Consider the following 22,589-nt stretch of genomic DNA (forward strand, 5'->3'; position numbering starts at 1 on the left):
GGAGTCGAGTGAGCGGTGAGAACAGCGGCGACGACCGGGGCGAGAACAAGCGCCTCACGTCACTGAGGAACAAGGTGTCCGCCATGCTGTTCAGCGGAAACAGGTCGACCATCGACACGATCCGCACCGCTCCGCCTCCTTCCCCGCTGGCCCCGGTCGACCTCACCGACACCGCCCAGGTCCATCTGGTGATGGACACCGCCGCACGCATCGGGGACCTCCTCCTGTCCGCCGGAACGGGCAACACCGACGCCAAGGCCCAGGTCAAGGCGGTCACCTCGGCCTACGGTCTCTACGGCTGCCACGTCGACATCACCCTGAACACCATCACCATCTACTCACCGTCGACGGATTCGACGACCCCGATCAGCACCTTCCGGGTGGTGCACGCGCTCAACAGCGACTTCTCCCGCCTCACCGAAGTCGACCGCCTGATCCGGTCCATCGTCAACGGCGCCACCGAACTCGAACTCACCCGCAAGATCCTCACCGACATCGAGACCAGTCCCCCGCCCTACCGCATCCGGTGGGCGACGCTGGCGTGGGGCGGATTCGCCGGTGCCGTGGCACTGATGCTCGGCGGCGAGCCTCTCGTCGCCCTCATCGCCACGATCACGTCGATCATCATCATGGCCACGAACGTGTGGCTGGCGTCGAAGTCCCTGCCGTTGTTCTTCCAGAACCTCACCGGCGGCATCATCGCGACCATCCCCGCCGCCCTCACGTTCAGCTTCGCCCGGGCGCTGGACCACTACCTGTCCCCGTCCCTGGTGATCGCGTCCTGCATCGTCGCCATGCTCGCCGGGTTGACCCTGGTCCAGGCCCTGCAGGACGGTGTCACCGGCGCACCGGTCACGTCCTCGGCACGGTTCTTTGAGACGGTGCTGATGACCGGGGGCATCATCTCCGGCATCGCCATGGGCCTGATGCTGACCAGCCGGTTGGGCATCACCCTGCCGCCGATCGACACGTCCAGTACCCAGGGGACGTTCGGCGGTGCCGCCGTGCAGATCCTCGGCGGAGTCGGGGCGGCGATGTTCTTCGCCATCGCCTCGTTCTGCGAACGCCGGGCGCTGGTGGTCGCCACGTTCACCGCGCTGGTGGCCTACTCGTTGTACCGGTTCCTGCAGGTCCAGCTGGAGACAGGGGATGTGACCGCCGCGGGCATCACGGCCACCTTCGTCGGCCTGGCCGGTGGTCTGCTGTCCCGCCGCTACCTGATCCCGCCGCAGATCACCGCGATCGTGGGGATCACCCCCCTGCTGCCCGGCCTCGCCCTGTACCGCGGGATGTACTCGATGCTGACCGACCAGTTCGTCGTCGGAATCTCAAACCTCGGTATCGCACTGGCCACGGCCACCGCCCTGGCGGCCGGCGTCGTCCTCGGCGAGTGGATCGCCCGTCGCCTGCGTCGTCCCAGGATCCTGTACCGCTACAACGACCTGCGCCGTCCTCCGGCACGTCGGTCCCGCGGGCGCCGCCCGGGCGGATCGGTCACGCCGCCGATGCACTGGAATGTCCTGCGCCAGCGACGTGGGGGAACACCGTGGCTTCCCGATCCCCGCCGTTCCCACCAGAGGCAGCGGGACCGGGAAAGTGCGCAGGACGGTTCGGGGAGTTAGACTGAACTCTTACGCCGTATCGTCTTGTAAGGGAGCAATCAGTGCCGCCGAAGGTCAGCGACAACCACACCACCAGCGCAGAATCCCTGCACACCGTGGAAGAGGAGACCGCGAAAGCCGCGCAGCGGATCGTCGCCACCTACGCCGATGATTTCCTCGACGCCGCCACGCTGATGTGCATGCTCGGCGTCGAGCCAGAGGGGCTCATCCACCGCAAGGTCGCCGCGGACGCCGCAGCCGAAGAAGAGGCGAAGAACCCCCAGGCTGCGAAGAAGACCACGAAGAAGGCGACCAAGAAGACCGCCAAGAAGGCGCCTGCGAAGAAGGCCGCCGCCAAGAAAACCACGGCGACGAAGAGCACGAAGTCTGGAGCCGCGAAGAAGTCCACCGGCGAGTAGTCTGGCGACCACATAACCGAGAACACCGACCCTCGAGCACCCTAAGGGGAGACGACGCCGTGACTGCCGGAGATGACCGAACATACGACGCCCACGGAGAGTCGTCGGCCGGGACCGTTCCCACGAGTGACATGGTCGTGGTCGCCAACCGGCTGCCGGTGGACCGGTCCGTCGACCGGGAAGGGAAGGTGACCTGGTCACCCAGCCCCGGTGGACTAGTCACCGCCCTGCGTCCCGTCCTGGAGAGCAGCCAGGGCAGCTGGGTCGGGTGGCCCGGCGCCACGGCCGACTCCCCGGAGGAGGAAGTCCACGTCTCGGATCTCCCGGAGATGGACGGCGGCATCTCCCTGGTGCCGGTCAACATCACGACCTCCGAGTTCCAGACCTACTACGAGGGGTTCTCGAACGACACGCTGTGGCCGCTCTACCATGACCTGATCGTGCACCCGGAGTTCCACCGGTCATGGTGGCGCGCCTACCGCACCGTCAACGAACGTTTCGCCCGGGCCGCCGCGGAGGCCGCCGCACCCGGTGCCACGGTCTGGGTGCAGGACTACCAGCTCCACCTGGTCCCCGGCCTGCTGCGCGAACTGCGACCGGACCTGAAGATCGGGTTCTTCCTGCACATCCCCTTCCCCGCCCCGGAACTGTTCCGTCAACTCCCGTGGCGGTGGGACGTCCTGCAGGGCACGCTCGGCGCCGACCTCATCGGTCTGCACACCCCCGATTCGGCCTGGAACTTCCTCTACACGCTGCGCGCACTCGGCGGGGACGTGACTTTCGCCAAGGTCGGCGAAGGTGACGCCTGCGGCGCGGACGGCGAGGGGACGTTCACCGACGACGGCGCAGCCGGCACCGACGAGTCCGGTGTGTCCTACATCCGCGGTGCCCGGCTGCCACGGCGGGACGCCGTCGCCGGAACGGTGCGCACCGAGGACGGCCGCGAGGTCAAGGTCGGTGTGTTCCCGATCTCGATCGACACCGAGGGCGTCCAGTCCAAGGCCACGGCCCCGGAGACGGTGTCTGCGGCGAGTGCCCTGCGCCGACGCGTGGGCTCGCCGAAGATCCTCCTCGCCGGCGTGGATCGGCTGGACTACACCAAGGGCATTCATCAGCGCCTCAAAGCTCTGGAGCAGCTGCTCAGCCAGGGGCTGCTGAACCCGGACGAGGTCTGTCTCATCCAGGTCGCCACCCCGTCGCGTGAACGTCTCGACTCCTACGCCCGGACCCGCGAAGACGTGGAGCGTACGGTGTCGCGTATCAACGGCGCCTACGGCAGTCTCGGGCACACGGTGGTGCACTACTCCCACGCGAGCATGCCGTTCGCCCAGCTGGTCTCCCTCTACGCCGCGGCGGACGTGATGCTGGTGACCGCGCTGAAGGACGGGATGAACCTCGTCGCCAAGGAGTACGTGGCCAGTCATTCCGACGGCTCCGGGGCCCTGGTGCTCAGTGAGTTCACCGGTGCGGCGACCCAGCTGCCGAATGCCTACCTGTGCAACCCCTATGACGTGGAGTCCACCGCTGCCGCGATCATGAAGGCCATCGAGTCGCCGGACGACGACAAACAGGCCCGCATGCAGGAGATGTGGGAGGAGATCCGGTCCCACGACGTGCACGGATGGGCCCGTCGCTTTCTCGCCGTGCTGGACCCCGGCGTGCTCGACGGCGCCGACCCAGACTCCGACGCAGGCACGGTGGACGAGTGAGCCAGCGCCTGACACGCGGGGCCCTACGGACAGCACTCGGCGGCGTCGTCCTGACCGGAAGCGTCCTGCTCGCCTCCTGCGGGTCCGACATTCCCGGCGAGCTGGCGGACATACGCTGGCAGGTCGGCCGTGTGGAGGACACCGACCTCGCCGACTCCGGCACCGCCGTGGCCTCCTCGCTGTCCCAGACCGACCAGGCCCGTACGTGGCTCGCGCTGGGCGGCAGTACGGTCACCGGGGCAGCGGGCTGCATGTCGCTGAGCGGCGATGTCGAGTGGCTCGACAACGACCGGGTCCGTTTCCCCGGATTCAGTGCCCGTGACATCAGTGGTGAATCCGGTGGTACCGAGTGCCTGCCGAATGACTCCTCACTGGCCGAGCGTCTCGTGGCCCTCCTGGGCGAGGGTTCCGGCGATGGCGAAGATGGCGAAGGTGACGGGGAGGCCCCCACACTGCGGTGGAGCACCCCCAGCGAGGACGAACTCCGGCTGACCCGCACCGATGACGACCCGTCGAACTGGCAGACCGGGCGATTCGTCGAGTTCCTCGCGACGCCCTGACGTGGCGCCGCTACGCTGGACGGCATGACCGACGACTCCGTCACCACCGGCCCCCTGCCCACCGTCTCCACCGACGACGTCCAGTACCTCGCCGAGGTCCCGCACCTGCTCGTCGCCCTCGACTTCGACGGCACCCTCGCCGGATTCTCCACCGACCCGCTGTCCGTCCGGATGGTCCCCGGGGCCCGCGACGCCCTCGACCGGCTCGCCGCCTGTGCGGGCACCACCGTCATGCTGCTCTCCGGCCGCAACCTCGAGATCCTCCAGCCCGTCGCCGAGGTCACCGCCGTAGCCTCCCCCGCCCCCGGTGACATCCTGCTGGTCGGGAGCCACGGTGCCGAACCCGCCGACGCCACCAGCTCCGGTCTCGACGATGACCAACGTGCCCTGCTCTCCACACTCGCGGGGATGGCCGACGACTTCGCCACCCGGGATTCCGGGATGTGGGTGGAGCGTAAACCGTTCGCGGTCGGTCTGCATATCCGTGGAGCCGCAGACCGACGGACCGGCCTGACCGCCTACGAGGAGTTCCGTCTCGCCGCCCAGAAACTCGACGGGGTCACCGTGACCCCGGGCAAGGACATCGTCGAGGTGTCCGTGTCACCGGTCACCAAGGGCAGCTACCTCGAGGCGTACATCGACCGAACGCAGCCGGACGCCGTCGTCTTCGCCGGGGACGACGTCACCGACGAGACAGCCCTGCGCGTTCTCGACCAGCAGGGGCTCACACCTGCAGGGGACGGGGGGCACCCGGGCCGTCCCGACGTAGGCATCCGGATCGGCGACGGCGAGACCGCCGCCCACCGACGTCTCTCTGACCCGGAAGCGATGGCTGAGACCCTCGCACGTCTCGCCGAGGCCCGACTGCTCCGCCAGGGAGACCGCGAGGGCGGGGTCGTCGACGCCGCATCGGTGGCCGCAGTCAGCGAGCTGCGGGAGGACCGACAGTCCGCCCGGGGAGAAAACGCGTCGGGAGAATGATCCGTGACTCCGGCTCCGCCCATTCGGTCGCGGGTTCCCGGCGCGTGGCCTCGGTGTTCCGGCCGATCAGTGCGGCGAGCACGTTGCCGCTGGTGAACCCCTTCTCACGGTTGGGCTGCTCCACGGTCGCGAGACCGCGGAACCGCGCCCGCGCGATGCCGTCGAACCCGACCACCGACAGATCGCCGGGTACGTCGATGCCCGTGTCGTCGGCGTAGTCGAGCACCCCGAGAGCCTGACTGTCCGTGGTGCAGATGACCGCCGTGAGATCGGGGTGGTTCTCCAGGAGTTCAGCGGCTGCGCTACGGGCGGTGTCGGGGTTGTTGATGTGGCGTTCGATGACCGGGACGTCCTCCCTGCTGATCCCGGCGTCCTCCAGCACTGCCAGTGCCCCGAGGACACGGCCCTTCTGGACGTGCATCTGCGCCTTGTCCAGTCGCCCGGCGCTGACCGGCCCGTTGTTCGGACGCCGGTCCAGGCGGATGCACAGGATGCCGACACGACGGTGGCCGGCGTCCACCAGCGCCTGTGCGGCCGGGCGGATCGCCTCGCGGTCGTCGATGCCGACGAAGTTGACGCCGTGGTCGTCGGCCGGCTGGTCACAGATGACGGTGGGGACGTTGCGGCTGGTCACCGAGGTGAGGAAGGGATCGTCCGCAGCCACGGAGTAGACGATGAAGCCGTCCACGACCGCCTGGTTCACCAGGGAGGCGGGGCGGTCCTCCTCGGCGGTCTCCGCGCCTGCCGGGATCAGCAGCATCGAGGTGTCCATGCCCACGCATGCCTCGGAGACCCCTGACATGAACTCCAGTGACGCCTGGTCTTCGAAGGCGTAGGTCATGTCATCGGTGAGCAGCACACCGATGGCACCGGCGCGACGGGTCCGCAGGGAGCGGGCCGTCGGGTCCGGACCGGAGTACCCCATCCGCTCGGCTGTCCGCATGATGCGCTCGCGCAGTTCGACAGAGAGCTGCTCCGGACGGTTGTACGCGTTGGAGACCGTTGTCCTGGAGACACCCAGTTCCGCGGCGATGGAGGCCAGGGTGCCCCTCCGGCCCTGTCTGCCTTGCCGACCCTGGTTACTGGAGCGATTCACGACGACCATGGTAGTCGACGGCTCCGGGCGTGACTGACGTAACCCTAATTGGCAAGCGTTACCAACAAGGACTACTGTCGTCCTCATGTCACGACGTCGATCCGCCACCCGTACCGCTGCCGCCCTGTCACTGGCCGGGGCCACCGCCCTGGCTTTCGGCCTCACCGCCTGTGCAGGCGGTGCGGACAGTGCCTCCGCCGACAACGGCGGCATCCGCATCGTCGCGTCCACCTCCACCTGGGGCGACATCGCCCAGCAGGTCATCGACGATGTTGACGATGCTGCTGATGCTGACGGCGCCACCGACGCTGAGGACATCACGGTGGACACCATCCTCTCGGGCACCGACGACGACCCCCACGAGTACGAGGCCACCGCCCGGGACATCTCCACCATCCGGGACGCCGACATCGTCGTCGGCAACGGGGCCGGCTACGACAACTGGCTCACCGACAACGCCGGGGACGATGCCGAGGTCATCACCGCCGCCCCGGTCGCTGAGGGACACGATCACGGCGACCATGCAGAGGAGGCCGAGGAAACCGACCACGCCGACCACGCCGACCACGATCACGGCAGCGGCGTCCTCGAAGGCGAGGACAATCCGCATGTCTGGTTCGACATGGACCGCGTCACCGAGTTCGCCGACAGTCTCGCCGCCCACCTCAACAGCCTCGACGACAACTTCCCGGCGGAAGCCACCGGTGTCCACGAGATGACCGACGGGTTCCGCCAGCGGATCGCCGAGCTTCCCCACTCCCACGTCGTGCTCACCGAACCCGTGGCGGGTCTCCTGCTCCGCGGCTCAGAGGTCCACGACGTCACACCGGAAGGATTCGCCCGGGCCGTCCTGAACGAAGGTGAGCCGTCCGTGGCCGATCTCTCGGCGACCCGCGATCTCATCACCGACGGCGAGGCGGACGCGTTGATCACCAACACCCAGTCCGAGAGCCAGGCGTCCCGCCAGCTCACCGACGCCGCCGAGGACAAGGACGTGCCGGTCGTCAACGTCACTGAAACGCCGGACAACGACGAGGACTTCGCCGACTACGTCGACGCCGCGATCACCGACCTCGAGGATGCGCTCGGCTAGATGTCCCTCCTGACCTTCACCGGCGCCAGCGTCGACCCCCTGTGGCACGACCTCACCCTGAGTGTCGAACCCGGGGAGTTCCTCACCGTCCTCGGGCCCAACGGGGTGGGGAAGTCCACCCTGCTCAATGCCGTCCTGGGGACCCGTCCCCTGTCGTCCGGCAGCGTCAGCGCGCCTGACCGGATCGGCTTCATCCCCCAGCAGCGCATGTTCGACACCGATCTGCCGATCCGGGTCCGCGACCTGGTGGGACTGTCCATCGAGCACGGGACGATGTCACGGCGACGTCCCCGCCGCTCCACCATCGACGCGGCGCTCGCCGAGGTCGGCGCGTCAGGTCTGGCCGACCGTCGGGTGGGTACGCTCTCCGGTGGCCAACAGCAGCTCGTCAGGCAGGCCCAGGCCATGGCCACCGACCCCGAGCTCCTCCTCTGCGACGAGCCGCTGCTCAGTCTCGACCTGTCGGCCCAACGGGCCGCGGTAGAGCTGCTCGACCGACGTCGACGGGAGTACGGTACCGCCGTCATCTTCGTCACCCACAGCATCAACCCTGTCCTGGCGGTGACCGACCGGGTGCTCTACCTCGGTCCGGACGGACACGTCACCGGTGCCGTGGACGAGGTCATGACCGGCCCGGTGCTGTCCCGGCTCTACGGCACCGACGTGGACGTCGCCGAAGTCAACGGACGGATGGTGGTCGTGTGAGCACCTGGGACCTGCTGCAGGTCGACTTCGTCCAGAACGCCCTGATGGCCTCGCTGCTCCTCGGCTTGGTCTCCGGTGCTCTCGCCCCGCTGATCGTGATGCGCAAGATGAGTTTCGCCGCCCACGCCACCGGCGAGCTGGCGCTCATGGGTGCCGCGGCCGCACTGCTGTTCGGGGTCAGTGTGACCACGGGCGCGGTTCTCGGCGCTGTGCTGGCGGCCGTCGTGCTCGCCCTGCTGGGGTTGAAGGAACAGGACGCCACCGTCGGCGTCGTCCTCGCCTTCGGCATGGGCCTGTCTGTCCTGTTCATCTACCTGTACCCGGGCCGGACATCGGAGGCCTACGCGCTACTCACCGGGCAGATCGTGGGAGTCTCCGGCGCGTCACTGGGCATCCTGGCACTGATGGCGGTCCTGGTCGTCGGAGCCGTCGCCGTGCTGTGGCGGCCGCTGTTGTTCGCCACTGTCGACCCGGTCATGGCGGCGGCGTCGGGCGTGCCGGTGAAACTGCTGGCCGCTGCATTCGCCGTGCTCATCGGCATCGTCGCTTCCCAGGGTGTCCAGATCGTCGGGGCCCTGCTGCTGCTCGCCCTGTTGATCACTCCGGGCGCTGCGGCCGTACGGGTGACCTCGAACCCGCTGCTGGCAGTCGCACTGTCCGCCCTGTTCGCGACCACCTCCGCCGCAGGCGGTCTGATACTCTCCCTGGAGCCGGGACTGCCGGTCAGCCCCTTCGTCACCTCGATCAGCTTCGCGATCTACCTCGTCTGCCGCGCCATCGGCTGGGCCCGTGGCCGCCGGGTGATCCGCGACGAATCACGCCAGCGGCGCAGCCAGCCCGAACTCCCCGCCGACCCGCATCACTCACAGAGCGTGAGTTGATCCCGTAGCGCCGGAGGAACACCGTCCTGCTTCAGGCGTCCGGCAGGTACTCCACCCACATGTCACACATACATATACCCGCATGACAGCCTGAGTCCTCAGGTCAGCATTCGCCCCCGATTCCGACCTGAGCCCTCAACCTCCCCCTCCGGGGAGTTTCACCCCACGCGACGCTGGCGGGCGAACTCGCTGAGCACCACACCCGCCGCCACGGAGGCATTGAGGGACTCGACCCGCCCTGCCATCGGGATCGACAGGATGTCGTCGCAGGTCTCCCCCACCAGACGCGAGAGCCCCTTCCCCTCGGATCCCACAACGACAACCACCGGGGTGGTCCCGTCATAGGTGTCGAGGGTGTGCTGACCGCCGGCATCAAGCCCCACAACCTGGTATCCGGACTGCTGGAACTGCTTCAGTGAGCGCACCAGGTTCGTCGCGCGGGCGACCGGCAGCCGTGCTGCCGTGCCGGCGGAGGTCCGCCATGCCACAGCGGTCACCGAGGCTGACCGACGCTCCGGGATGACCACGCCGTGCCCGCCGAATGCCGCGACCGAACGGATCACCGCACCCAGGTTGCGTGGATCGGTGATGTTGTCCAGCACCACGATCATTCCCGGCCGACCCGAGGTCTGCACTGCGTCGATCAGGTCCTCGACCTCGGCGTACTTGTACGGCGGCACCTGCAGGCCGATGCCCTGGTGCATGCCGTTTCCCGTCATCCGGTCCATCTCGTCGCGGCTGACCTCGAGCACGGCGATGCCACGCTCGGCGCAGGTGTGGACCGCCTCCGAGAGCCGGTCGTCATTGCCGGTGCCGACCGCGACATACAGCGCGGTGGCCGGAGCGTCCGCCCGCAGGCATTCGATCACCGGATTCCGTCCGACGACGAGTTCCGGCTGGTTGTCGGTGTCCCGGGGATTCTGGCGCCCGGAGTCGCGACGCTCCTTGGTCTTCTTCGCCTTGTACTTCGCGTGGTAGACGCGGTCCTCCGCCTTCGGGGTCGGCCCCTTGCCGGCGAGCCCCCGTCGCCGGGTGCCGCCGGAGCCCTTGTCCGAGCCCTTGCGCGCCGTCTTCCGTACCGCGCCGCGGCGCTTGTCGTTTCCTGCCATGGCGACCAGACTACCCTGCACGTTCGTCCTGTTCCCAACACCGTCGCCGCACGGTATCCTCTGCTGGTTATGACGCCTCAGGAATCGTCCTCTCCCCTGCACGACGGCATGTCTGTCGGCAGTTCCCTGACCCGGACCGAACGGCTCGACCGCCTGCCTGTGACCCGACGGCACGTGAAACTGCTGGACGGTTCCGGAATCGGGTGGGCGTTGGACGCGATGGACGTCGGTCTCATCGGCTTCATCATGGCCGCACTCACGACCCACTGGGGGCTCACCCACACCGAGACCTCGTGGCTGGCATCCGCAGGATTCATCGGCATGGCCCTGGGCGCCACTTTCGGCGGCCTGCTGGCGGACCGTTTCGGACGGCGGAACGTCTTCGCCGTCACCCTTCTGGTGTACGGCTTGGCGACCGGGGCGTCCGCCCTGGCCGGTGGACTCGCCGTGCTGATCGCCCTGCGTTTCCTCGTCGGACTGGGACTCGGGGCGGAACTTCCGGTGGCGTCCACGCTGATCTCCGAGTTCGCGCCGCGTAAGGTCCGGGGGCGCATGGTGGTGATCCTCGAGGCGTTCTGGGCCGTGGGCTGGCTGGCGGCCGCGGTGATCGGCGCGTTCATCATCCCGCTGAACGACAACGGGTGGCGCTGGGCACTGGCCCTGGGCATGGTGCCCGCCTTCTACGCCCTCTACGTGCGGATGAAACTGCCGGAGTCCGTTCGTTTCCTGGAGGCCAAGGGTCGCCACTCCGAGGCGGAGGACATCGTCACAGGTTTCGAGGCGTCGGAGCCGACGCGCCTGCGGTTCCAGGGCGAACCACATTCCTCTGACGCATCCCGAGTCCTCGACGAAACGCAGCAGGACGCAGCGATTGTCGGCGGGAACTCAGAGACAGCCGGCTCAGCATCGGGTATCTGGTCGTCAGTACTGCGACGCCGCACTACCGCACTGTGGACGATCTGGTTCTGCATCAACCTCAGCTACTACGGCGCCTTCACCTGGATTCCTTCGATCCTGGTCGATCAGGGCTACACGCTGGTGAAATCGTTCACGTTCACCCTGATCATCACGCTGGCCCAGCTGCCGGGGTATGCGGTGGCCGCTTTCCTCATCGAGAAGTGGGGACGTCGGAGCACCCTGGCCACCTTCCTCGCCGGATCAGCGGTGGCCGCCGGACTCTACGGTTTCGCAGGTGTGGAGTGGCAGATCATCGCCGCCGGATGTCTGCTGTCTTTCTTCAACCTCGGGGCGTGGGGCGCGCTGTATGCCATCGGCCCGGAGCTCTACCCGACGACAATGCGTGCCCGGGGCACGGGAGCAGCGACCGGGTTCGGACGGATCGCGTCGATCCTCGCACCACTGATCGTGCCGCCCCTGCTGGTGTTCGGGGGTATGCCGGTCCTGTTCGCACTGTTCGGCACGGCATTCGCCGTCGCCGCGGTGGCCGCGCTGGCGCTGCCTGAGCTGAAGGGGACCCGTCTGGCGGAGCGGTAGGCGGGAAGCCGTCTTGACCGTTCATCAGCACCCGGAAGTGATACGTACCTTCGGCCACCTCCCTGAACCGTATGATGATCTTGATACGGAGGTATACGGGAACCGCCAACTCCAGCGGACGAAGTCCCGGACATACAAGATCGCAGCCTGGAGCGCGATCGTCGGCGGACACGATTTCTTCCTCGGTCGCTATGCCAGAGGAACGGGAAAAACTCTCTATCTCTTCGCCGCCCTGTTGTGTTTCTCGCTTCCGTACAACAATGCACTGGGCGTCGTACTGACATCCGGGGCCGTCGCCGGGCACTTCTTGTCGGTCCGCTCCGTCGCCCACATGAGTGAAGACGCCCCGGTGTTTCAGTCGGTAACACCGGCCTCCGTCCTCAACGTCATCTATTTCCTGTTCGTTAGTCCCTTCTGGGGTGTCGACTACTGGTCCTCCAAGGAGAACCGAAAGAAGCAGCGGCGAGGACTTTTCCGCTAGAAGAACCGTGCCTGACACGCCAGGAGACACCACGCCTTTTGCGCGATACCCCGTATTCACTGTCACCCGGTGCCGGTGACTGAGTTCTGACCTCTCTGCCCCTGTTCGTCGGCTAGGCCGTCAACTCGACCCCTCTGATGAAGACGTCGACGCGCTGGAATCCGCCCGCACCCGATCCACCGCAGAACCGATGGAACTTCCGTGGTCGTCCTCGACACCAATGTCGTGTCCGAGGCCATGCGCCCACGACCTGACCCCTCAGTCATCACTTGGTTGAACGACCAGGCCGCAGACACGCTTTTTCTGTCTAGCGTCTCTCTCGCGGAGCTACTCTTCGGAATCGGCGCGCTTCCCGAGGGGAAACGCAGAGAACATCTGTCCACGGCACTCAATCAACTCATGACACTCTTCTCCGGTCGCGTCCTTCCGTTCGACACCGACTCGGCGCGTCACTACGCACAGATCGTGGTGGCCTCACAGAGGCTCGGACGACCACTGGCAGTAGCAGACGGATACATCGCCGCCACCGCGTCCGCCCACGGTTATTCGGTCGCGACGCGGAATGTCAGCGACTTCGAATCCACCGGGGTGAACCTCATCAATCCCTGGGCGGAACAGAGATAGCCCTGGAGCGCCGAATGTCACCCGTGCCGTTGTCCGCGCAACGCGGCCCCCTACCCCAGTGACCAGGTCGCCCCCTCCGGGGTGTCGGTGACGACCACCCCGGCTTCCTTCAGCCGGTCCCGCACTTCATCGGCGGTGGCGAAGTCCTTCTCCGCGCGGGCCGCAGCACGGCGGTCCAGCTCGGCACGCACCAGGACGTCCAACGCTGACGTCGCACCGTCCGACGCATCGGCGCCGATCCCCAGCCCACGCCCCTGCGCAGACGGCCCGGACCATGTCGCCGACAACGGGTCCACACCGAGGACACCGGCCATCGCCCGCACGGCACCGGCGATCTCCGTCAACCGCTCACGGTCACCGGACTCGAGAGCCTTGTTGCCCTCCCGCACGGCATCATGGATGACGGCCAGCGACTGCGGGACGGACAGATCGTCGTCCAACGCCTCCTCAAACGACGGCAGCCAGGAACCTGTCTCGACCTCACCGAGGATCTCCACAGCACGGGCCAGGAACTTCTCGATCCGGCGGAAACCTGCGGCCGCCTCCTGCAACGCAGACTCCGAGTACTCCAGCATCGAGCGGTAGTGCGCCGAGCCCAGGTAGTAGCGCAACTCGATCGGACGGACCTGGGTGAGGATGTTCGGCACGGAGAGCACGTTGCCCAGAGACTTGGACATCTTCTCGCCCGACATCGTCACCCAGCCGTTGTGCAGCCACAGGCGGGCGAAGCCGTCTCCGGCGGCATGCGCCTGGGCCGCCTCGTTCTCGTGGTGGGGGAACTGCAGGTCCATGCCACCGGCGTGGATGTCGAACTCCGCACCGAGGTACTTGCGCGACATCGCCGAGCACTCGATGTGCCAGCCGGGACGTCCGTAGCCCCACGGGGTGTCCCACCCCGGTTCACCCGGTTTCGCCGACTTCCACATGGCGAAGTCGCGCGGGTCCTCCTTGCCGGGGGCGGCGTCCTCGCCCTGGTCCAGTTCGTCGAGCTTCTGGTGCGAGAGGAAACCGTACTCCGGGACCCGCGCCGTGCGGCAGTACACCGAACCGTCCTCCGTGGCGTAGGCGAGGTCGGCGTCGATGATGCGCTGGATGTAGGCGATCATCTCCGGGATGTGGCCCGTGGCACGCGGTTCGACGGACGGCGGTGTCACTCCGAGCAGGTCATAGGCGCGGGAAAACTCCCGCTCGTGAGTGGCGGCCCATTCCCACCAGGGACGGCCGTGCTCGGCGGACTTGGTGAGGATCTTGTCGTCGATGTCTGTAACATTGCGCACGAAAGCGACATCGAGCCCCTTGGCCTCGAGCCAGTTGCGCAGGATGTCGAACGCCACCCCGGAACGCACATGTCCGATGTGCGGAATGGACTGCACGGTCGCACCACACAGGTAGACCGACGCGTGTCCTTCCTGCAGCGGAACGAAGTCCTGGAGTTCACGGGTCGCGGTGTCGAAGAATCGCAGAGTCACAACTGACAGTCTAGACGGGAGAGACCCCATGAAACTTGCGACGGTCCGGATCGACGGCTCACGGTGCACGATCCGGGTGGACAGCGTCGACGACGCACCGGACGGGGGCTCGGTCACCGGACGCATCGTGGACCGTCGCGAGCTCGGCGCCCTGCTCACCGCCAATCCCACCGGTATACGCGGCACCGTGGAATCCGGCCTGCGGCGGGACGGCGACGAGGTCACCGTCCCCCTGACCGACCTCCTGCCGGTCATCCCCTCCCCCTCGAAGGTCTTCTGCGTCGGCCTGAACTACCGGGAGCACATCGAGGAGATGGGGCACCCGATCCCGGACCATCCGACCCTGTTCGTGAAGTACCCGTCCGCACTGACCGCCCCCTACGCGGAGGTCACCATACCGGCGGGGATGACCGACAAGGCGGACTACGAAGGTGAACTCGCGGTGGTCATCGGCTCCCGGCTGGCCGGCGCCCGCGGTGGTGCGACCGCCGAGGAGGCACGGGCGGCCATCGGCGGCTACGCCGTGATGAACGATTTCTCACAGCGCGACTGGCAGTACCGCACCCAGCAGTGGCTGCAGGGGAAGAACCTCGACCGGTCGTCCGCCTTCGGTCCGTGGCTGACGGTGGCGGACGACTACGACCCCGTGGCCGAGGGTGCCGTTCTCCGCACGTGGGTCAACGGCGATCTCCGGCAGGAGCACTCCACGTCCGACCTGGTGTTCCCCCCGGTGGATCTGGTCCGGTACATCTCGAACTTCGCCACGCTGGAGCCCGGCGACGTGATCGTCACGGGTACCCCGGAGGGGGTCGGTGCAGGTTCCGGCCGTTTCCTCAGTGACGGCGACGTGGTGCGCATCGAGGTCGACGGCCTCGGCGCCGTGGAATCCACCATCCGGATGTGAACGCACTGCCCCTGCCGGGACCACGCTTTGATAGGGTCAGCTCAGTACGCTTACCCTGACCTACGCACCTCCGGAGTACCTCATGACCCTTCGCACCACCCGCCCGACGCGCCGCGCAGCCGCCCTCGCCGCCACCGCTGTCCTCGCCCTGGGCCTCACCGCCTGCTCCAGCGATTCCGATGATTCTGCGGAGTCAACGGACTCTACAGACTCGACGGCCCCGACGACGGCAGCCGACTCAGCCTCCGAAGGCTCTGCATCCGACGGCCCCCTCTCGGTGGACAAGGCCGACGGTCTCACCGCAGGCGACACCGTCACGGTCACGCTGGACGGACTGGACACCGAACAGAACTACTACGTCGCTGTCGCCACGACCGACGGCGAGAGCAGCGACCCGTCGACCTACGCCGGTGAGATGAGCGACTGGGCGCGCGTCGTCCCCGAGGGAGAGGAGGGTGGCACCGCCACCTTCGACGCCGACGGCAACGCCGAGTTCGACCTGACCGTCCAGGCCACCAACGAGGACGGCACCGTGGACTGCACCACCGACTCGTGCTCGCTGAAGCTGGTCACCGACCACGCCTCGACTCCCCCGTTCTCGGACGTCGCGTCCGTCCCCGTGACCTTCGAGGAGTGACACGGTAGCCCCCGGGATCATTCTCCGGGGACCAGCAGCCCTCCCTCGTAGGCGAGGATCACCAGCTGGGCACGGTCATGTGCCTGGATCTTGGTCATGATCCTGTTGACGTGTGTCTTCGCCGTGTGCGGCGATATGAAGAACGTCTCCGCGATCTGCTGGTTCGACAGGCCACGCCCCACCAGCTGGAGCACCTCACGTTCCCTGTCCGTGAGCAGGGCCAGGCTGCGCGCCGCCCGTTGTGAGACCGCCGGGCGCGGCTCAGGGGACCGCACGTAGCGGGCGATCAGGCTACGGGTCGCCGTCGGCGACAGGAGCGCGTCACCGTCCGCGATGGCGTGGACGGCGCGGATGATCTCCTCCGGTTCCGCACCCTTGCCGATGAATCCGCTGGCCCCCGCACGCAGGGCAGCGACCACGTACTCGTCCTCTTCGAACGTCGTCAGGATCAGTACCTTACTGTCGGCGTTCGCCGGGTCGGAACAGATGCGTTCAGTCGCCTCGATGCCGTCGAGACGGGGCATGCGGATGTCCATCAGGACGACGTCGGGGCGCAGGGATGCGGTCATCTCGGTGGCTTCCAGTCCGTCCGTGGCGGCGCCGACGACCTCGGTGTCCGCTGCACTGGAGAGGATGTCCACCACCGCCTGGCGGATGAGGGCCTGGTCGTCGACGACGAGCACGGTGGTCACGGATAGTCCTCCCGGTTCCTGGTGTGACTGGCGAGTGGTAGTTCAGCGGAGAGCGTGAATGTCCCGTCTGATTCTACGGTGGAGATTGTGCCGCCCACGGCCGCCACACGTTCCCGCAGACCGGTGAGGCCCAGATGTCCCTGTGGGGCGTCGGGCTGGTTACGCCCGGTGTCCGAGACCGGATTGCGCACCTGCACCGTCACCGCGGCGTCCGCCCCTCCCCGAACGACGATGCCCAGGTGCGCTGTCCCTCCGGAACCGTGCTTGTGGGCGTTGGTGAGACCCTCCTGAACCACCCGGTACACCACCCGCCCGGTGGTCTCGTCGATCGACGAGAGGTCGCCGTCGACTGTTCGGTCGACAGTGAGCCCCGCCTCGACGACCGAGCGCACCAGGGGGTCGATGTCAGCGAGACCGGGCTGCGGCAACTGGACGGATGCTCCCTCTGCACCCGCCCCGGCATTGTCGTCGGCGCGCAGGTAGCGCAACAGCACCCCGATGTCCCCGAGCACCTCACGCGCAGCTCCACGGATGGTGGCGAGCGATTCCCTGGCCTTCTCCGGCCGCGTGTCCAGTGAACTGGACGCCACACCGGCATTGAGACTGATCACCGAGATACGGTGGGCGACCGTGTCGTGCAGGTCCTGGGCGATACGGAGTCTCTCCTCCGCGACCCGTCTGCTCGCTTCAGCCTCCCGGGTCTGCTCGGCACGTTCGGCGCGTTCGGTCACCGCCCGCGTGTACTCACGCCGGGACCGTGCGCTGTCCCCCAGGGCGGTGGCGACGGCGATACCTGCGGCGACCTGGAACACCTGGGGATCCAACGCCATACGGTCGTCGGTGAACAGGCTCAACACCGCCACCACGGTCGCTCCGAGGGTGCCCAGGACCAGTGCGGTCCGTCTCGGCACCGTGTTCGCCGCGGCGAACACGGCCACGACCGCCCCGATACCCGGTGCCAGGACGGGTGACACGAAGACGACGGTGGCGAGATACATCACAAGGCACGCGATGAACACGGGCACGGACCAGCGCCGACGCAGCGGCATCAGTGCCGCGGTCGCCACCGCCAGCAGGGGGACGAGAACCACCATGTGTTCGTCGGGGAATCCGGGACCTGATCCCGGGCCGGGCCCCGGGCCCAGGGGCAGCCCCAGGCCGGACCCGGGGGCTCCTCCCGGCGTCGGCACGACGACGGAGACGAGGATGAGGGCGATGATCGCCAGGTCCCCCGCCCACACCGGCAGCCACGCCGGACGCTCGCGGGGCGGACCTGAGGCCGGACGAGCCTGGGGCGTCAGGCCTGTCGGGTCTGTCGGGTCGGGCTGGCTCATGCGACCATTCTCCTTCATCTCTGTCATTCGTGTCCCTGCTGGTGCTGCTGGTACTACTGGTCTGCCGCTCCACCGAGAATTCGGCGGCGAAGCGGGTGTCCGGAGGTACCGCCGACAACGACCCACCGTTCACGGACCTCCTGGGTCGGTGGAGGAGCCGTCTCCCCGGATTCTTCGGATGCGGAGCTGTCTTCGTCGTCCGTGCCCCCGTCCGGATTCGTGACGGCGCTGTCCGTGGTCAACGCGTCCCGCACGATCCGGCGCGGGTCGTAGCGCTGCATCTGCCTGTTCCACGTTGTCGGGTCCATCGCGTCGACGGGAAACCCGAGTTCCTGCTCCGCCCGGTGCCGGGTCGATTCGGTGAAACGCCGGAAGTCCCTGACGACGGTGGCGAGTTTCTCCGCATACAGGGGCAGTCGTTGTGGACCGATGATCACGGCAGCGAGGAATCCGATGACGATGAGTTTCTCGATGGTCAGTCCGAACATGTCAGGACACTTCTTCCAGGGTCGGGGTCACGGTGTCACCGGCAGTGAGGTCGGTGCCCGTGTTCTTCGGCAAACGGCGGTCATGAATCCAGGCGATGGACAGGGAGATTCCGAACAGGACCACCATGGGGACAGCGATGAGGAACATTGACAGCAGGTCTGCGGCCGGGGTGACCAGGGCGCTGAACACCACGATGCTGATCGTTATGCCACGCCAGCTGCGGGCCACTGTCGCCGCCGACAGCAGTCCCATCATGTTCAACACGACGATGAATGCCGGGAGGGTGAAGGCTACGCCCGCAGCGAGCACCAGCTTCATCACGAAGTCAACGTAGTACGACGCCTGCAGCAGAGTGCTGTCCTCTGAGGACGCGAACCCGGCGAGGAGTTCGACGATCCTGGGGAACACCGCCACTCCGGCGGCGCAACCAGCGGCGAACAGCGGGATGACCGCGGCGATGAAGCCGAAGGTGTAGCGCTTCTCTCTCGTGGTCAGGGCAGGGGCGATGTAGGCCAGGAGCTGGTAGAGCCACACCGGGCTGGACAATGCGATGCCACCGAACAGGGCGATTCTGAGTTTGAGGTCGAAGGCGCCGGTGATGCTGTCGTAGTTGATACTGGCCGCACGGGTCTGCGCGATCTCGACGACCGGAGCGCGCAGGACCTCGAGGACCTGGTCGGACAGGAGGTAGGCGATGACCATGGCGACCGCGAGGGCCGCCGCGACGCGGATGATCCTCCTCCTGCCTTCACGGAGGTGTCCGGCTACGGGCATCGTGTCCGGCCTCGCGCTCGCGGTCGTCATGAGGTGTGCTGTTCTGTCTCGGATGCTTCCTTCTTCAGGATCCGGACGGACTGGCCGACACTCTTGGCCAGCGCGGGGAGCTTCGCCGCCCCGAACAGCAGGAGCACGACGGCGAGGATGACCAGGGCGTGCATTCCGGTGAGGTTCTGTAACATGATCTACTCCTTGAGGTTCTGTGATTCTCTGGTTGATGATGTGACGGTCGTCGTCAGGACGCTGCGGTGTCCGGTGCGCCGGCCATGCCGCCGGCCGGCGGTTCACCCGGTGATTCACCGTTGGGGGGCTCGCCGCCGGGGCCTGCGCCTTCACCGCCGGCCCCTCCCGGGCCACCGCCTGCGGGAGCTGCACCGGCGGTGGGTTCAGTGGTGGTGTCCACCCGCACCACCAGGGAGGCGATGTACCCGGAATCGACGTCGCCGCTGATCGTGGCCATCTGCAACGCCCCGGCGTCCTCGCCGAACACGTTGTCAGTCTCGAGGGTGATCTGAGACAGGTTGTCTGACGACCCGTCATAGACCGACGAGGTGTAGACCTCGTTGAGGACGTCCTCCGGGATCGCCATCTGGGAGGTGGAGATCGCGTTGGCCGAGTCGTCGATGGAATCGACGTCGGGGTACACCTCGAAGTGGATGTGGGTCCACCGCCCGGTGTAACAACCCGGCATCACGGAGGTGAACGTCACCGTCCCGTCGGCGTCGGCGACCTGGACTCCGCGAAGCCAGGTCTCGTCCTCGACACCCTCTGAGTACATCGAGTACTGCCCTTGTGCGTCACAGTGCCAGGCGTACACCGCGACATCAGCGAACGGCGCATCATCATTGGCCATGTCGGTGACGGTGAAGGTGAACTCCAGCGGCACGCCGTCGACCGGCGCGTCGGCACCGATGCTGGAACGGATGTCACTGCGCACGATCCCCGATTCCGACAGCACGTCCGGGCCGTTGGAACCGTCTGCCGGGTACGGGCCGGCTGTCTCGTCCGGAATCTCACCGGAGGGCAGGGGCGACGAGGCGGCACTGCCGGTGGTCGCCGCCGCATTGGTGGTACCGGACGTCGGGTCCGAGCAGGCTGCCAGTGCGACGGCGCCTGCACCGGCGACACCTGCGCCGAGGAACATCCGCCGGCTCACCAGGGTCCGCAGATCGAATCCGACGCCCTGGTCGACAACCTCCTCTTCGGGCCGGTCGAGCAGTCGGCCCTCGTAGACGGGGCCGGCGGGAGTGTCGGTGGGTTCAGGCACGCGGGTGGCCATGATGGTCCTCCTTGATCTTCGGGACTGTTGTGGGGTCTACGGTGGTGAACGGCTTCCTGTCCGTCCACCACCGTGACCTTGAGTCTCGTCGACCACGACGCCTGCCGCGTCCCCCCTACGCAGTCATCACGTACCCCCACCGCGGTATTTTGCAGTACACCCCCTGCACTATCCCGGACGCGTCACCGTCCGGACGTGCCGTCGTCCTGCCAGACGACGGCCGTCGCCACCGCGGCCACCCCTTCACCACGACCGGTGAACCCCAGGTGGTCGGTCGTCGTGGCAGAGACACTCACCGGAGCGCCGAGATGACCGGACAGAACCTGCTCTGCCTCGGCACGCCGCGGCCCCATCTTCGGCCGGTTGCCGATCATCTGGACAGCAGCGTTGCCGATGGTGAATCCGTGGGACACCAGAAGGTCCCGGCACTCGGTGAGCAGCTGTGCCCCGGTGACTCCCGCGTACTCATCGCGTCCGACCCCGACGAACGAACCGAGGTCCCCGAGACCGGCGGCGGACAGCAGGGCGTCCACGACAGCATGCGCCACCACGTCACCGTCGGAATGCCCCTCGCATCCGTCGACCCCGTCAAAGAACAGACCGGCCATCCAGCAGGGTTTACCGCTCTGGACCTGGTGGGCGTCGGTGGCCACACCGACCCGGGGAATGATCACGCCACTCCCCCGTCGCCTGCCGTCCGGTGGGCCCTCTCAAGATCTTCCGGCAACGTGATCTTGAACGCCTGGTCGTCCCCCGGGACCGTCACGACCGTCTCTCCAGCCATCTCCATCAGCGATGAATCATCGGTGACTGCGACAGGTGCCAGATCCGACGGCGGTTCGCCGGTCGGGTGCGCGGAATCGAGTTCCTCCCTAGCCTGCTGCATCCGGTTCGCCGCGAGCAGCCTGTCCAACGCGAAGACCTGCGGGGTCTGGGCTGCCCGCAGGCCACGACGTTGCGGCGTGGAGTGGATGGTCTCGGCGCCGTCCAGTGCGCCGCCAGCCACCGTCTCCACCACCTTGACGGTGTCGGTCACCGGCACAACCGGTACCGCACCGGCCCACGAACCAGTCGAGACACCTTCCGCCGCCGCCGCGACCGTGGCGCGGATCATCTCCGGCGGTGTAAGGCACCGGGCAGCATCATGAACGGCGACGAGGAAGCCTTCGGTCAGCTCATCGTCCATGTCATCGGGGTCCGCATCGGCAGCTTCCGGGCCGGAGCTGCTTCCGCCGATCAGGGACTGGACCGCCTCCAGGCCTGCACGCACGGAGTCTGACCGGTCGGTTCCACCGAGGACCACAGTGACCTCCATCGGCGCCCACAACCCGATCTGGCTGCTGACCAGTTCGTGGGTGTATTCAAGCATGTCGGTGGAGACTGTCACGACTGTGTGGCCGACAGATTCCGATGCAGCGAGCCCGTCCAGGCACCGCTCCAGGATCGTCCGGCCACCCACCTGTACGAAGGCTTTCGGCAGGACCTCCCCCAGCCGCGTCCCGCTGCCCGCGGCCGCGACAACCGCGTACACCCGGTCAAGTCCGTCCACGGCGTCGCCCCTCGACCCGGCCACCGGGGTCAGTCCTCGTCTTCGCCGAGTTCGTCGTCAAGATCGACGGACTGCGGTGCATCCTCCTCCGCGACACCGGCGGCACGACGGGCCGCCGATTCCTCGCGGTGCCGCACGATGGTCTCCTCCATCTTGCGTACCGTGGCGTCGGCCTTCTCGTCATCCACGCCCTCAGCGAGAGCGAGCTCACCGACGAGAACGAGACGTGCCTTGGCGAGCATGCGCTTCTCACCGGCGGACAGCCCACGGTCCTGGTCGCGGCGCCACAGGTCGCGAACAACCTCGGCGACCCGATTCACATCGCCCGACGCCAGCCGTTCCTGGTTGGCCTTGTAGCGGCGGGACCAGTTGCCCGCCTCCTCGACATCCGTCTCCCGCAGGACGGAGAAAACCTTGAGCAGGCCTTCCTCACCGACGACGTCGCGGACGCCGACCGTCTCCGCGTTCGCGGCGGGCACCCGGACGAGCAGGTCCCCCTGGTTGACCCGGAGCACGAGGTAGTCGACCGGCTCCCCCTTGAAAACGCGCTGCTCAATTCCCTCGATCACTGCTGCACCGTGGTGGGGGTAAACGACGACGTCCCCGATGTTGAACTCCATGACGAGCCAGTTTAGCACCCTCCCCGGGCACCCGCGGTCCCGCCTGCTTCTCGCCCACGGTTGTCACCGGGCGACCGCCCCCGCCG

Annotated in this window: 25 protein-coding genes; 13 read left to right on the forward strand and 12 right to left on the reverse strand. The window is 67.3% G+C overall.

What is annotated here, in order from left to right; all coding sequences use genetic code 11:
• Positions 1 to 8: 8 nt before the first annotated feature.
• From thrE to otsB, 5 genes are all read left to right on the forward strand, one after another.
• Positions 9 to 1,622, forward strand: coding sequence for a threonine/serine exporter ThrE (gene thrE, locus FS507_RS09975; RefSeq protein ID WP_440130347.1), 1,614 nt, complete (start codon positions 9 to 11; stop codon positions 1,620 to 1,622).
• A gap of 41 nt (positions 1,623 to 1,663) precedes the next feature.
• Complete coding sequence (locus FS507_RS09980; RefSeq protein ID WP_145942640.1) at positions 1,664 to 2,020, forward strand: hypothetical protein; 357 nt, start codon at positions 1,664 to 1,666, stop codon at positions 2,018 to 2,020.
• 131 nt (positions 2,021 to 2,151) lie between these two features.
• A complete protein-coding gene (locus FS507_RS09985; protein WP_145942732.1) occupies positions 2,152 to 3,729 on the forward strand; it encodes an alpha,alpha-trehalose-phosphate synthase (UDP-forming) in 1,578 nt (525 codons plus the stop codon).
• The gene (locus tag FS507_RS09990) at positions 3,726 to 4,289 is read left to right on the forward strand and encodes a hypothetical protein (protein ID WP_145942641.1); all 564 of its coding nucleotides are present in this window, start codon (positions 3,726 to 3,728) and stop codon (positions 4,287 to 4,289) included. The genes FS507_RS09985 and FS507_RS09990 overlap by 4 nt, the downstream gene beginning before the upstream one ends.
• Before the next feature lie 24 nt (positions 4,290 to 4,313).
• Complete coding sequence (gene otsB / locus FS507_RS09995; protein ID WP_145942642.1) at positions 4,314 to 5,270, forward strand: trehalose-phosphatase; 957 nt, start codon at positions 4,314 to 4,316, stop codon at positions 5,268 to 5,270.
• Here otsB and FS507_RS10000 read toward each other — a convergent pair.
• Positions 5,212 to 6,366 (reverse strand): LacI family DNA-binding transcriptional regulator, encoded by a 1,155-nt coding sequence (locus FS507_RS10000; RefSeq protein ID WP_260853293.1) that lies wholly within the window; start codon positions 6,364 to 6,366, stop codon positions 5,212 to 5,214. The genes otsB and FS507_RS10000 overlap by 59 nt on opposite strands.
• Positions 6,367 to 6,451: 85 nt before the next feature.
• Between FS507_RS10000 and FS507_RS10005 the strand changes: the two genes are divergently transcribed.
• The 3 genes from FS507_RS10005 to FS507_RS10015 are packed head-to-tail and all read left to right on the forward strand — an operon-like array spanning position 6,452 to position 9,045.
• The gene (locus FS507_RS10005; protein ID WP_145942644.1) at positions 6,452 to 7,459 is read left to right on the forward strand and encodes a metal ABC transporter solute-binding protein, Zn/Mn family; all 1,008 of its coding nucleotides are present in this window, start codon (positions 6,452 to 6,454) and stop codon (positions 7,457 to 7,459) included.
• A complete protein-coding gene (locus tag FS507_RS10010; RefSeq protein ID WP_145942645.1) occupies positions 7,460 to 8,164 on the forward strand; it encodes a metal ABC transporter ATP-binding protein in 705 nt (234 codons plus the stop codon).
• 44 nt (positions 8,165 to 8,208) lie between these two features.
• Complete coding sequence (locus tag FS507_RS10015; RefSeq protein WP_260853313.1) at positions 8,209 to 9,045, forward strand: metal ABC transporter permease; 837 nt, start codon at positions 8,209 to 8,211, stop codon at positions 9,043 to 9,045.
• A 158-nt stretch (positions 9,046 to 9,203) separates the two neighbouring features.
• Here FS507_RS10015 and rlmB read toward each other — a convergent pair whose 3' ends face one another.
• Positions 9,204 to 10,154 (reverse strand): 23S rRNA (guanosine(2251)-2'-O)-methyltransferase RlmB, encoded by a 951-nt coding sequence (gene rlmB, locus FS507_RS10020; RefSeq protein WP_145942647.1) that lies wholly within the window; start codon positions 10,152 to 10,154, stop codon positions 9,204 to 9,206.
• A gap of 69 nt (positions 10,155 to 10,223) precedes the next feature.
• On the opposite strand from rlmB, the gene FS507_RS10025 reads away from it, so the two are divergent.
• The 3 genes from FS507_RS10025 to FS507_RS10040 all read left to right on the forward strand — a co-directional run bounded on the left by FS507_RS10025 (position 10,224) and on the right by FS507_RS10040 (position 12,753).
• Positions 10,224 to 11,648: an MFS transporter gene (locus tag FS507_RS10025; protein WP_260853294.1), complete on the forward strand. Its 1,425-nt coding sequence runs from the start codon at positions 10,224 to 10,226 to the stop codon at positions 11,646 to 11,648.
• Between the two features lie 13 nt (positions 11,649 to 11,661).
• Positions 11,662 to 12,129, forward strand: a complete 468-nt coding sequence (locus tag FS507_RS10030) for a hypothetical protein (protein ID WP_145942648.1) — start codon at positions 11,662 to 11,664, stop codon at positions 12,127 to 12,129.
• Positions 12,130 to 12,330: 201 nt separating this feature from the next.
• Positions 12,331 to 12,753 carry a type II toxin-antitoxin system VapC family toxin gene (locus FS507_RS10040; RefSeq protein ID WP_145942649.1) on the forward strand — a complete coding sequence of 141 codons (423 nt, stop codon included), beginning with the start codon at positions 12,331 to 12,333 and terminating at the stop codon, positions 12,751 to 12,753.
• 50 nt (positions 12,754 to 12,803) lie between these two features.
• On the opposite strand, the gene cysS is transcribed toward FS507_RS10040, so the two are convergent.
• Positions 12,804 to 14,222: a cysteine--tRNA ligase gene (gene cysS, locus FS507_RS10045; RefSeq protein ID WP_186314636.1), complete on the reverse strand. Its 1,419-nt coding sequence runs from the start codon at positions 14,220 to 14,222 to the stop codon at positions 12,804 to 12,806.
• 28 nt (positions 14,223 to 14,250) lie between these two features.
• On the opposite strand from cysS, the gene FS507_RS10050 reads away from it, so the two are divergent.
• A complete protein-coding gene (locus FS507_RS10050; RefSeq protein WP_145942650.1) occupies positions 14,251 to 15,126 on the forward strand; it encodes a fumarylacetoacetate hydrolase family protein in 876 nt (291 codons plus the stop codon).
• A gap of 82 nt (positions 15,127 to 15,208) precedes the next feature.
• On the forward strand, positions 15,209 to 15,763 hold the full coding sequence (locus FS507_RS10055; RefSeq protein WP_145942651.1) for a hypothetical protein: 555 nt from the start codon (positions 15,209 to 15,211) through the stop codon (positions 15,761 to 15,763).
• 17 nt (positions 15,764 to 15,780) lie between these two features.
• Here the strand turns inward: FS507_RS10055 and FS507_RS10060 are convergent, their stop codons facing one another.
• From FS507_RS10060 to FS507_RS10100, 9 genes are all read right to left on the reverse strand, one after another.
• Positions 15,781 to 16,455 (reverse strand): response regulator transcription factor, encoded by a 675-nt coding sequence (locus tag FS507_RS10060; protein WP_145942652.1) that lies wholly within the window; start codon positions 16,453 to 16,455, stop codon positions 15,781 to 15,783.
• Positions 16,452 to 17,789, reverse strand: coding sequence for a sensor histidine kinase (locus FS507_RS10065; protein WP_186314637.1), 1,338 nt, complete (start codon positions 17,787 to 17,789; stop codon positions 16,452 to 16,454). Before FS507_RS10065 ends, FS507_RS10060 begins: the two co-directional genes overlap by 4 nt.
• Positions 17,790 to 17,842: 53 nt before the next feature.
• The gene (locus tag FS507_RS10070; protein ID WP_145942654.1) at positions 17,843 to 18,277 is read right to left on the reverse strand and encodes a preprotein translocase; all 435 of its coding nucleotides are present in this window, start codon (positions 18,275 to 18,277) and stop codon (positions 17,843 to 17,845) included.
• A gap of 1 nt (position 18,278) precedes the next feature.
• Positions 18,279 to 19,082, reverse strand: coding sequence for a twin-arginine translocase subunit TatC (tatC, locus tag FS507_RS10075; RefSeq protein ID WP_145942655.1), 804 nt, complete (start codon positions 19,080 to 19,082; stop codon positions 18,279 to 18,281).
• Complete coding sequence (gene tatA, locus FS507_RS10080) at positions 19,079 to 19,237, reverse strand: twin-arginine translocase TatA/TatE family subunit (RefSeq protein WP_145942656.1); 159 nt, start codon at positions 19,235 to 19,237, stop codon at positions 19,079 to 19,081. The genes tatC and tatA overlap by 4 nt, the downstream gene beginning before the upstream one ends.
• Before the next feature lie 53 nt (positions 19,238 to 19,290).
• Positions 19,291 to 20,334 (reverse strand): intradiol ring-cleavage dioxygenase, encoded by a 1,044-nt coding sequence (locus FS507_RS10085; protein WP_145942657.1) that lies wholly within the window; start codon positions 20,332 to 20,334, stop codon positions 19,291 to 19,293.
• 182 nt (positions 20,335 to 20,516) lie between these two features.
• Positions 20,517 to 21,008, reverse strand: a complete 492-nt coding sequence (gene ispF / locus FS507_RS10090) for a 2-C-methyl-D-erythritol 2,4-cyclodiphosphate synthase (RefSeq protein ID WP_145942658.1) — start codon at positions 21,006 to 21,008, stop codon at positions 20,517 to 20,519.
• Positions 21,005 to 21,907, reverse strand: a complete 903-nt coding sequence (locus FS507_RS10095) for an IspD/TarI family cytidylyltransferase (protein ID WP_260853295.1) — start codon at positions 21,905 to 21,907, stop codon at positions 21,005 to 21,007. Before FS507_RS10095 ends, ispF begins: the two co-directional genes overlap by 4 nt.
• Before the next feature lie 5 nt (positions 21,908 to 21,912).
• A complete protein-coding gene (locus tag FS507_RS10100; protein ID WP_145942659.1) occupies positions 21,913 to 22,503 on the reverse strand; it encodes a CarD family transcriptional regulator in 591 nt (196 codons plus the stop codon).
• Positions 22,504 to 22,589 lie beyond the last annotated feature (86 nt).

The sequence above is a fragment of the Corynebacterium glyciniphilum AJ 3170 genome (genome assembly GCF_007673095.1).
Taxonomy (GTDB): domain Bacteria; phylum Actinomycetota; class Actinomycetes; order Mycobacteriales; family Mycobacteriaceae; genus Corynebacterium.

Excerpts from the sequence above, each read along its gene's own strand:
- FS507_RS09985 (WP_145942732.1), top strand. The coding sequence starts at position 2,152 with ATGGTCGTGGTCGCCAACCGGCTGCCGGTGGACCGGTCCGTCGACCGG.
- otsB (WP_145942642.1), top strand. The coding sequence starts at position 4,314 with ATGACCGACGACTCCGTCACCACCGGCCCCCTGCCCACCGTCTCCACC.
- FS507_RS10005 (WP_145942644.1), top strand. The coding sequence starts at position 6,452 with ATGTCACGACGTCGATCCGCCACCCGTACCGCTGCCGCCCTGTCACTG.
- FS507_RS10010 (WP_145942645.1), top strand. The coding sequence starts at position 7,460 with ATGTCCCTCCTGACCTTCACCGGCGCCAGCGTCGACCCCCTGTGGCAC.
- FS507_RS10015 (WP_260853313.1), top strand. The coding sequence starts at position 8,209 with ATGGCCTCGCTGCTCCTCGGCTTGGTCTCCGGTGCTCTCGCCCCGCTG.
- rlmB (WP_145942647.1), bottom strand. The coding sequence starts at position 10,154 with ATGGCAGGAAACGACAAGCGCCGCGGCGCGGTACGGAAGACGGCGCGC.
- FS507_RS10025 (WP_260853294.1), top strand. The coding sequence starts at position 10,224 with ATGACGCCTCAGGAATCGTCCTCTCCCCTGCACGACGGCATGTCTGTC.
- FS507_RS10050 (WP_145942650.1), top strand. The coding sequence starts at position 14,251 with ATGAAACTTGCGACGGTCCGGATCGACGGCTCACGGTGCACGATCCGG.
- FS507_RS10055 (WP_145942651.1), top strand. The coding sequence starts at position 15,209 with ATGACCCTTCGCACCACCCGCCCGACGCGCCGCGCAGCCGCCCTCGCC.
- FS507_RS10065 (WP_186314637.1), bottom strand. The coding sequence starts at position 17,789 with ATGAGCCAGCCCGACCCGACAGACCCGACAGGCCTGACGCCCCAGGCT.
- FS507_RS10070 (WP_145942654.1), bottom strand. The coding sequence starts at position 18,277 with ATGTTCGGACTGACCATCGAGAAACTCATCGTCATCGGATTCCTCGCT.
- tatC (WP_145942655.1), bottom strand. The coding sequence starts at position 19,082 with ATGACGACCGCGAGCGCGAGGCCGGACACGATGCCCGTAGCCGGACAC.
- tatA (WP_145942656.1), bottom strand. The coding sequence starts at position 19,237 with ATGTTACAGAACCTCACCGGAATGCACGCCCTGGTCATCCTCGCCGTC.
- FS507_RS10085 (WP_145942657.1), bottom strand. The coding sequence starts at position 20,334 with ATGGCCACCCGCGTGCCTGAACCCACCGACACTCCCGCCGGCCCCGTC.
- FS507_RS10100 (WP_145942659.1), bottom strand. The coding sequence starts at position 22,503 with ATGGAGTTCAACATCGGGGACGTCGTCGTTTACCCCCACCACGGTGCA.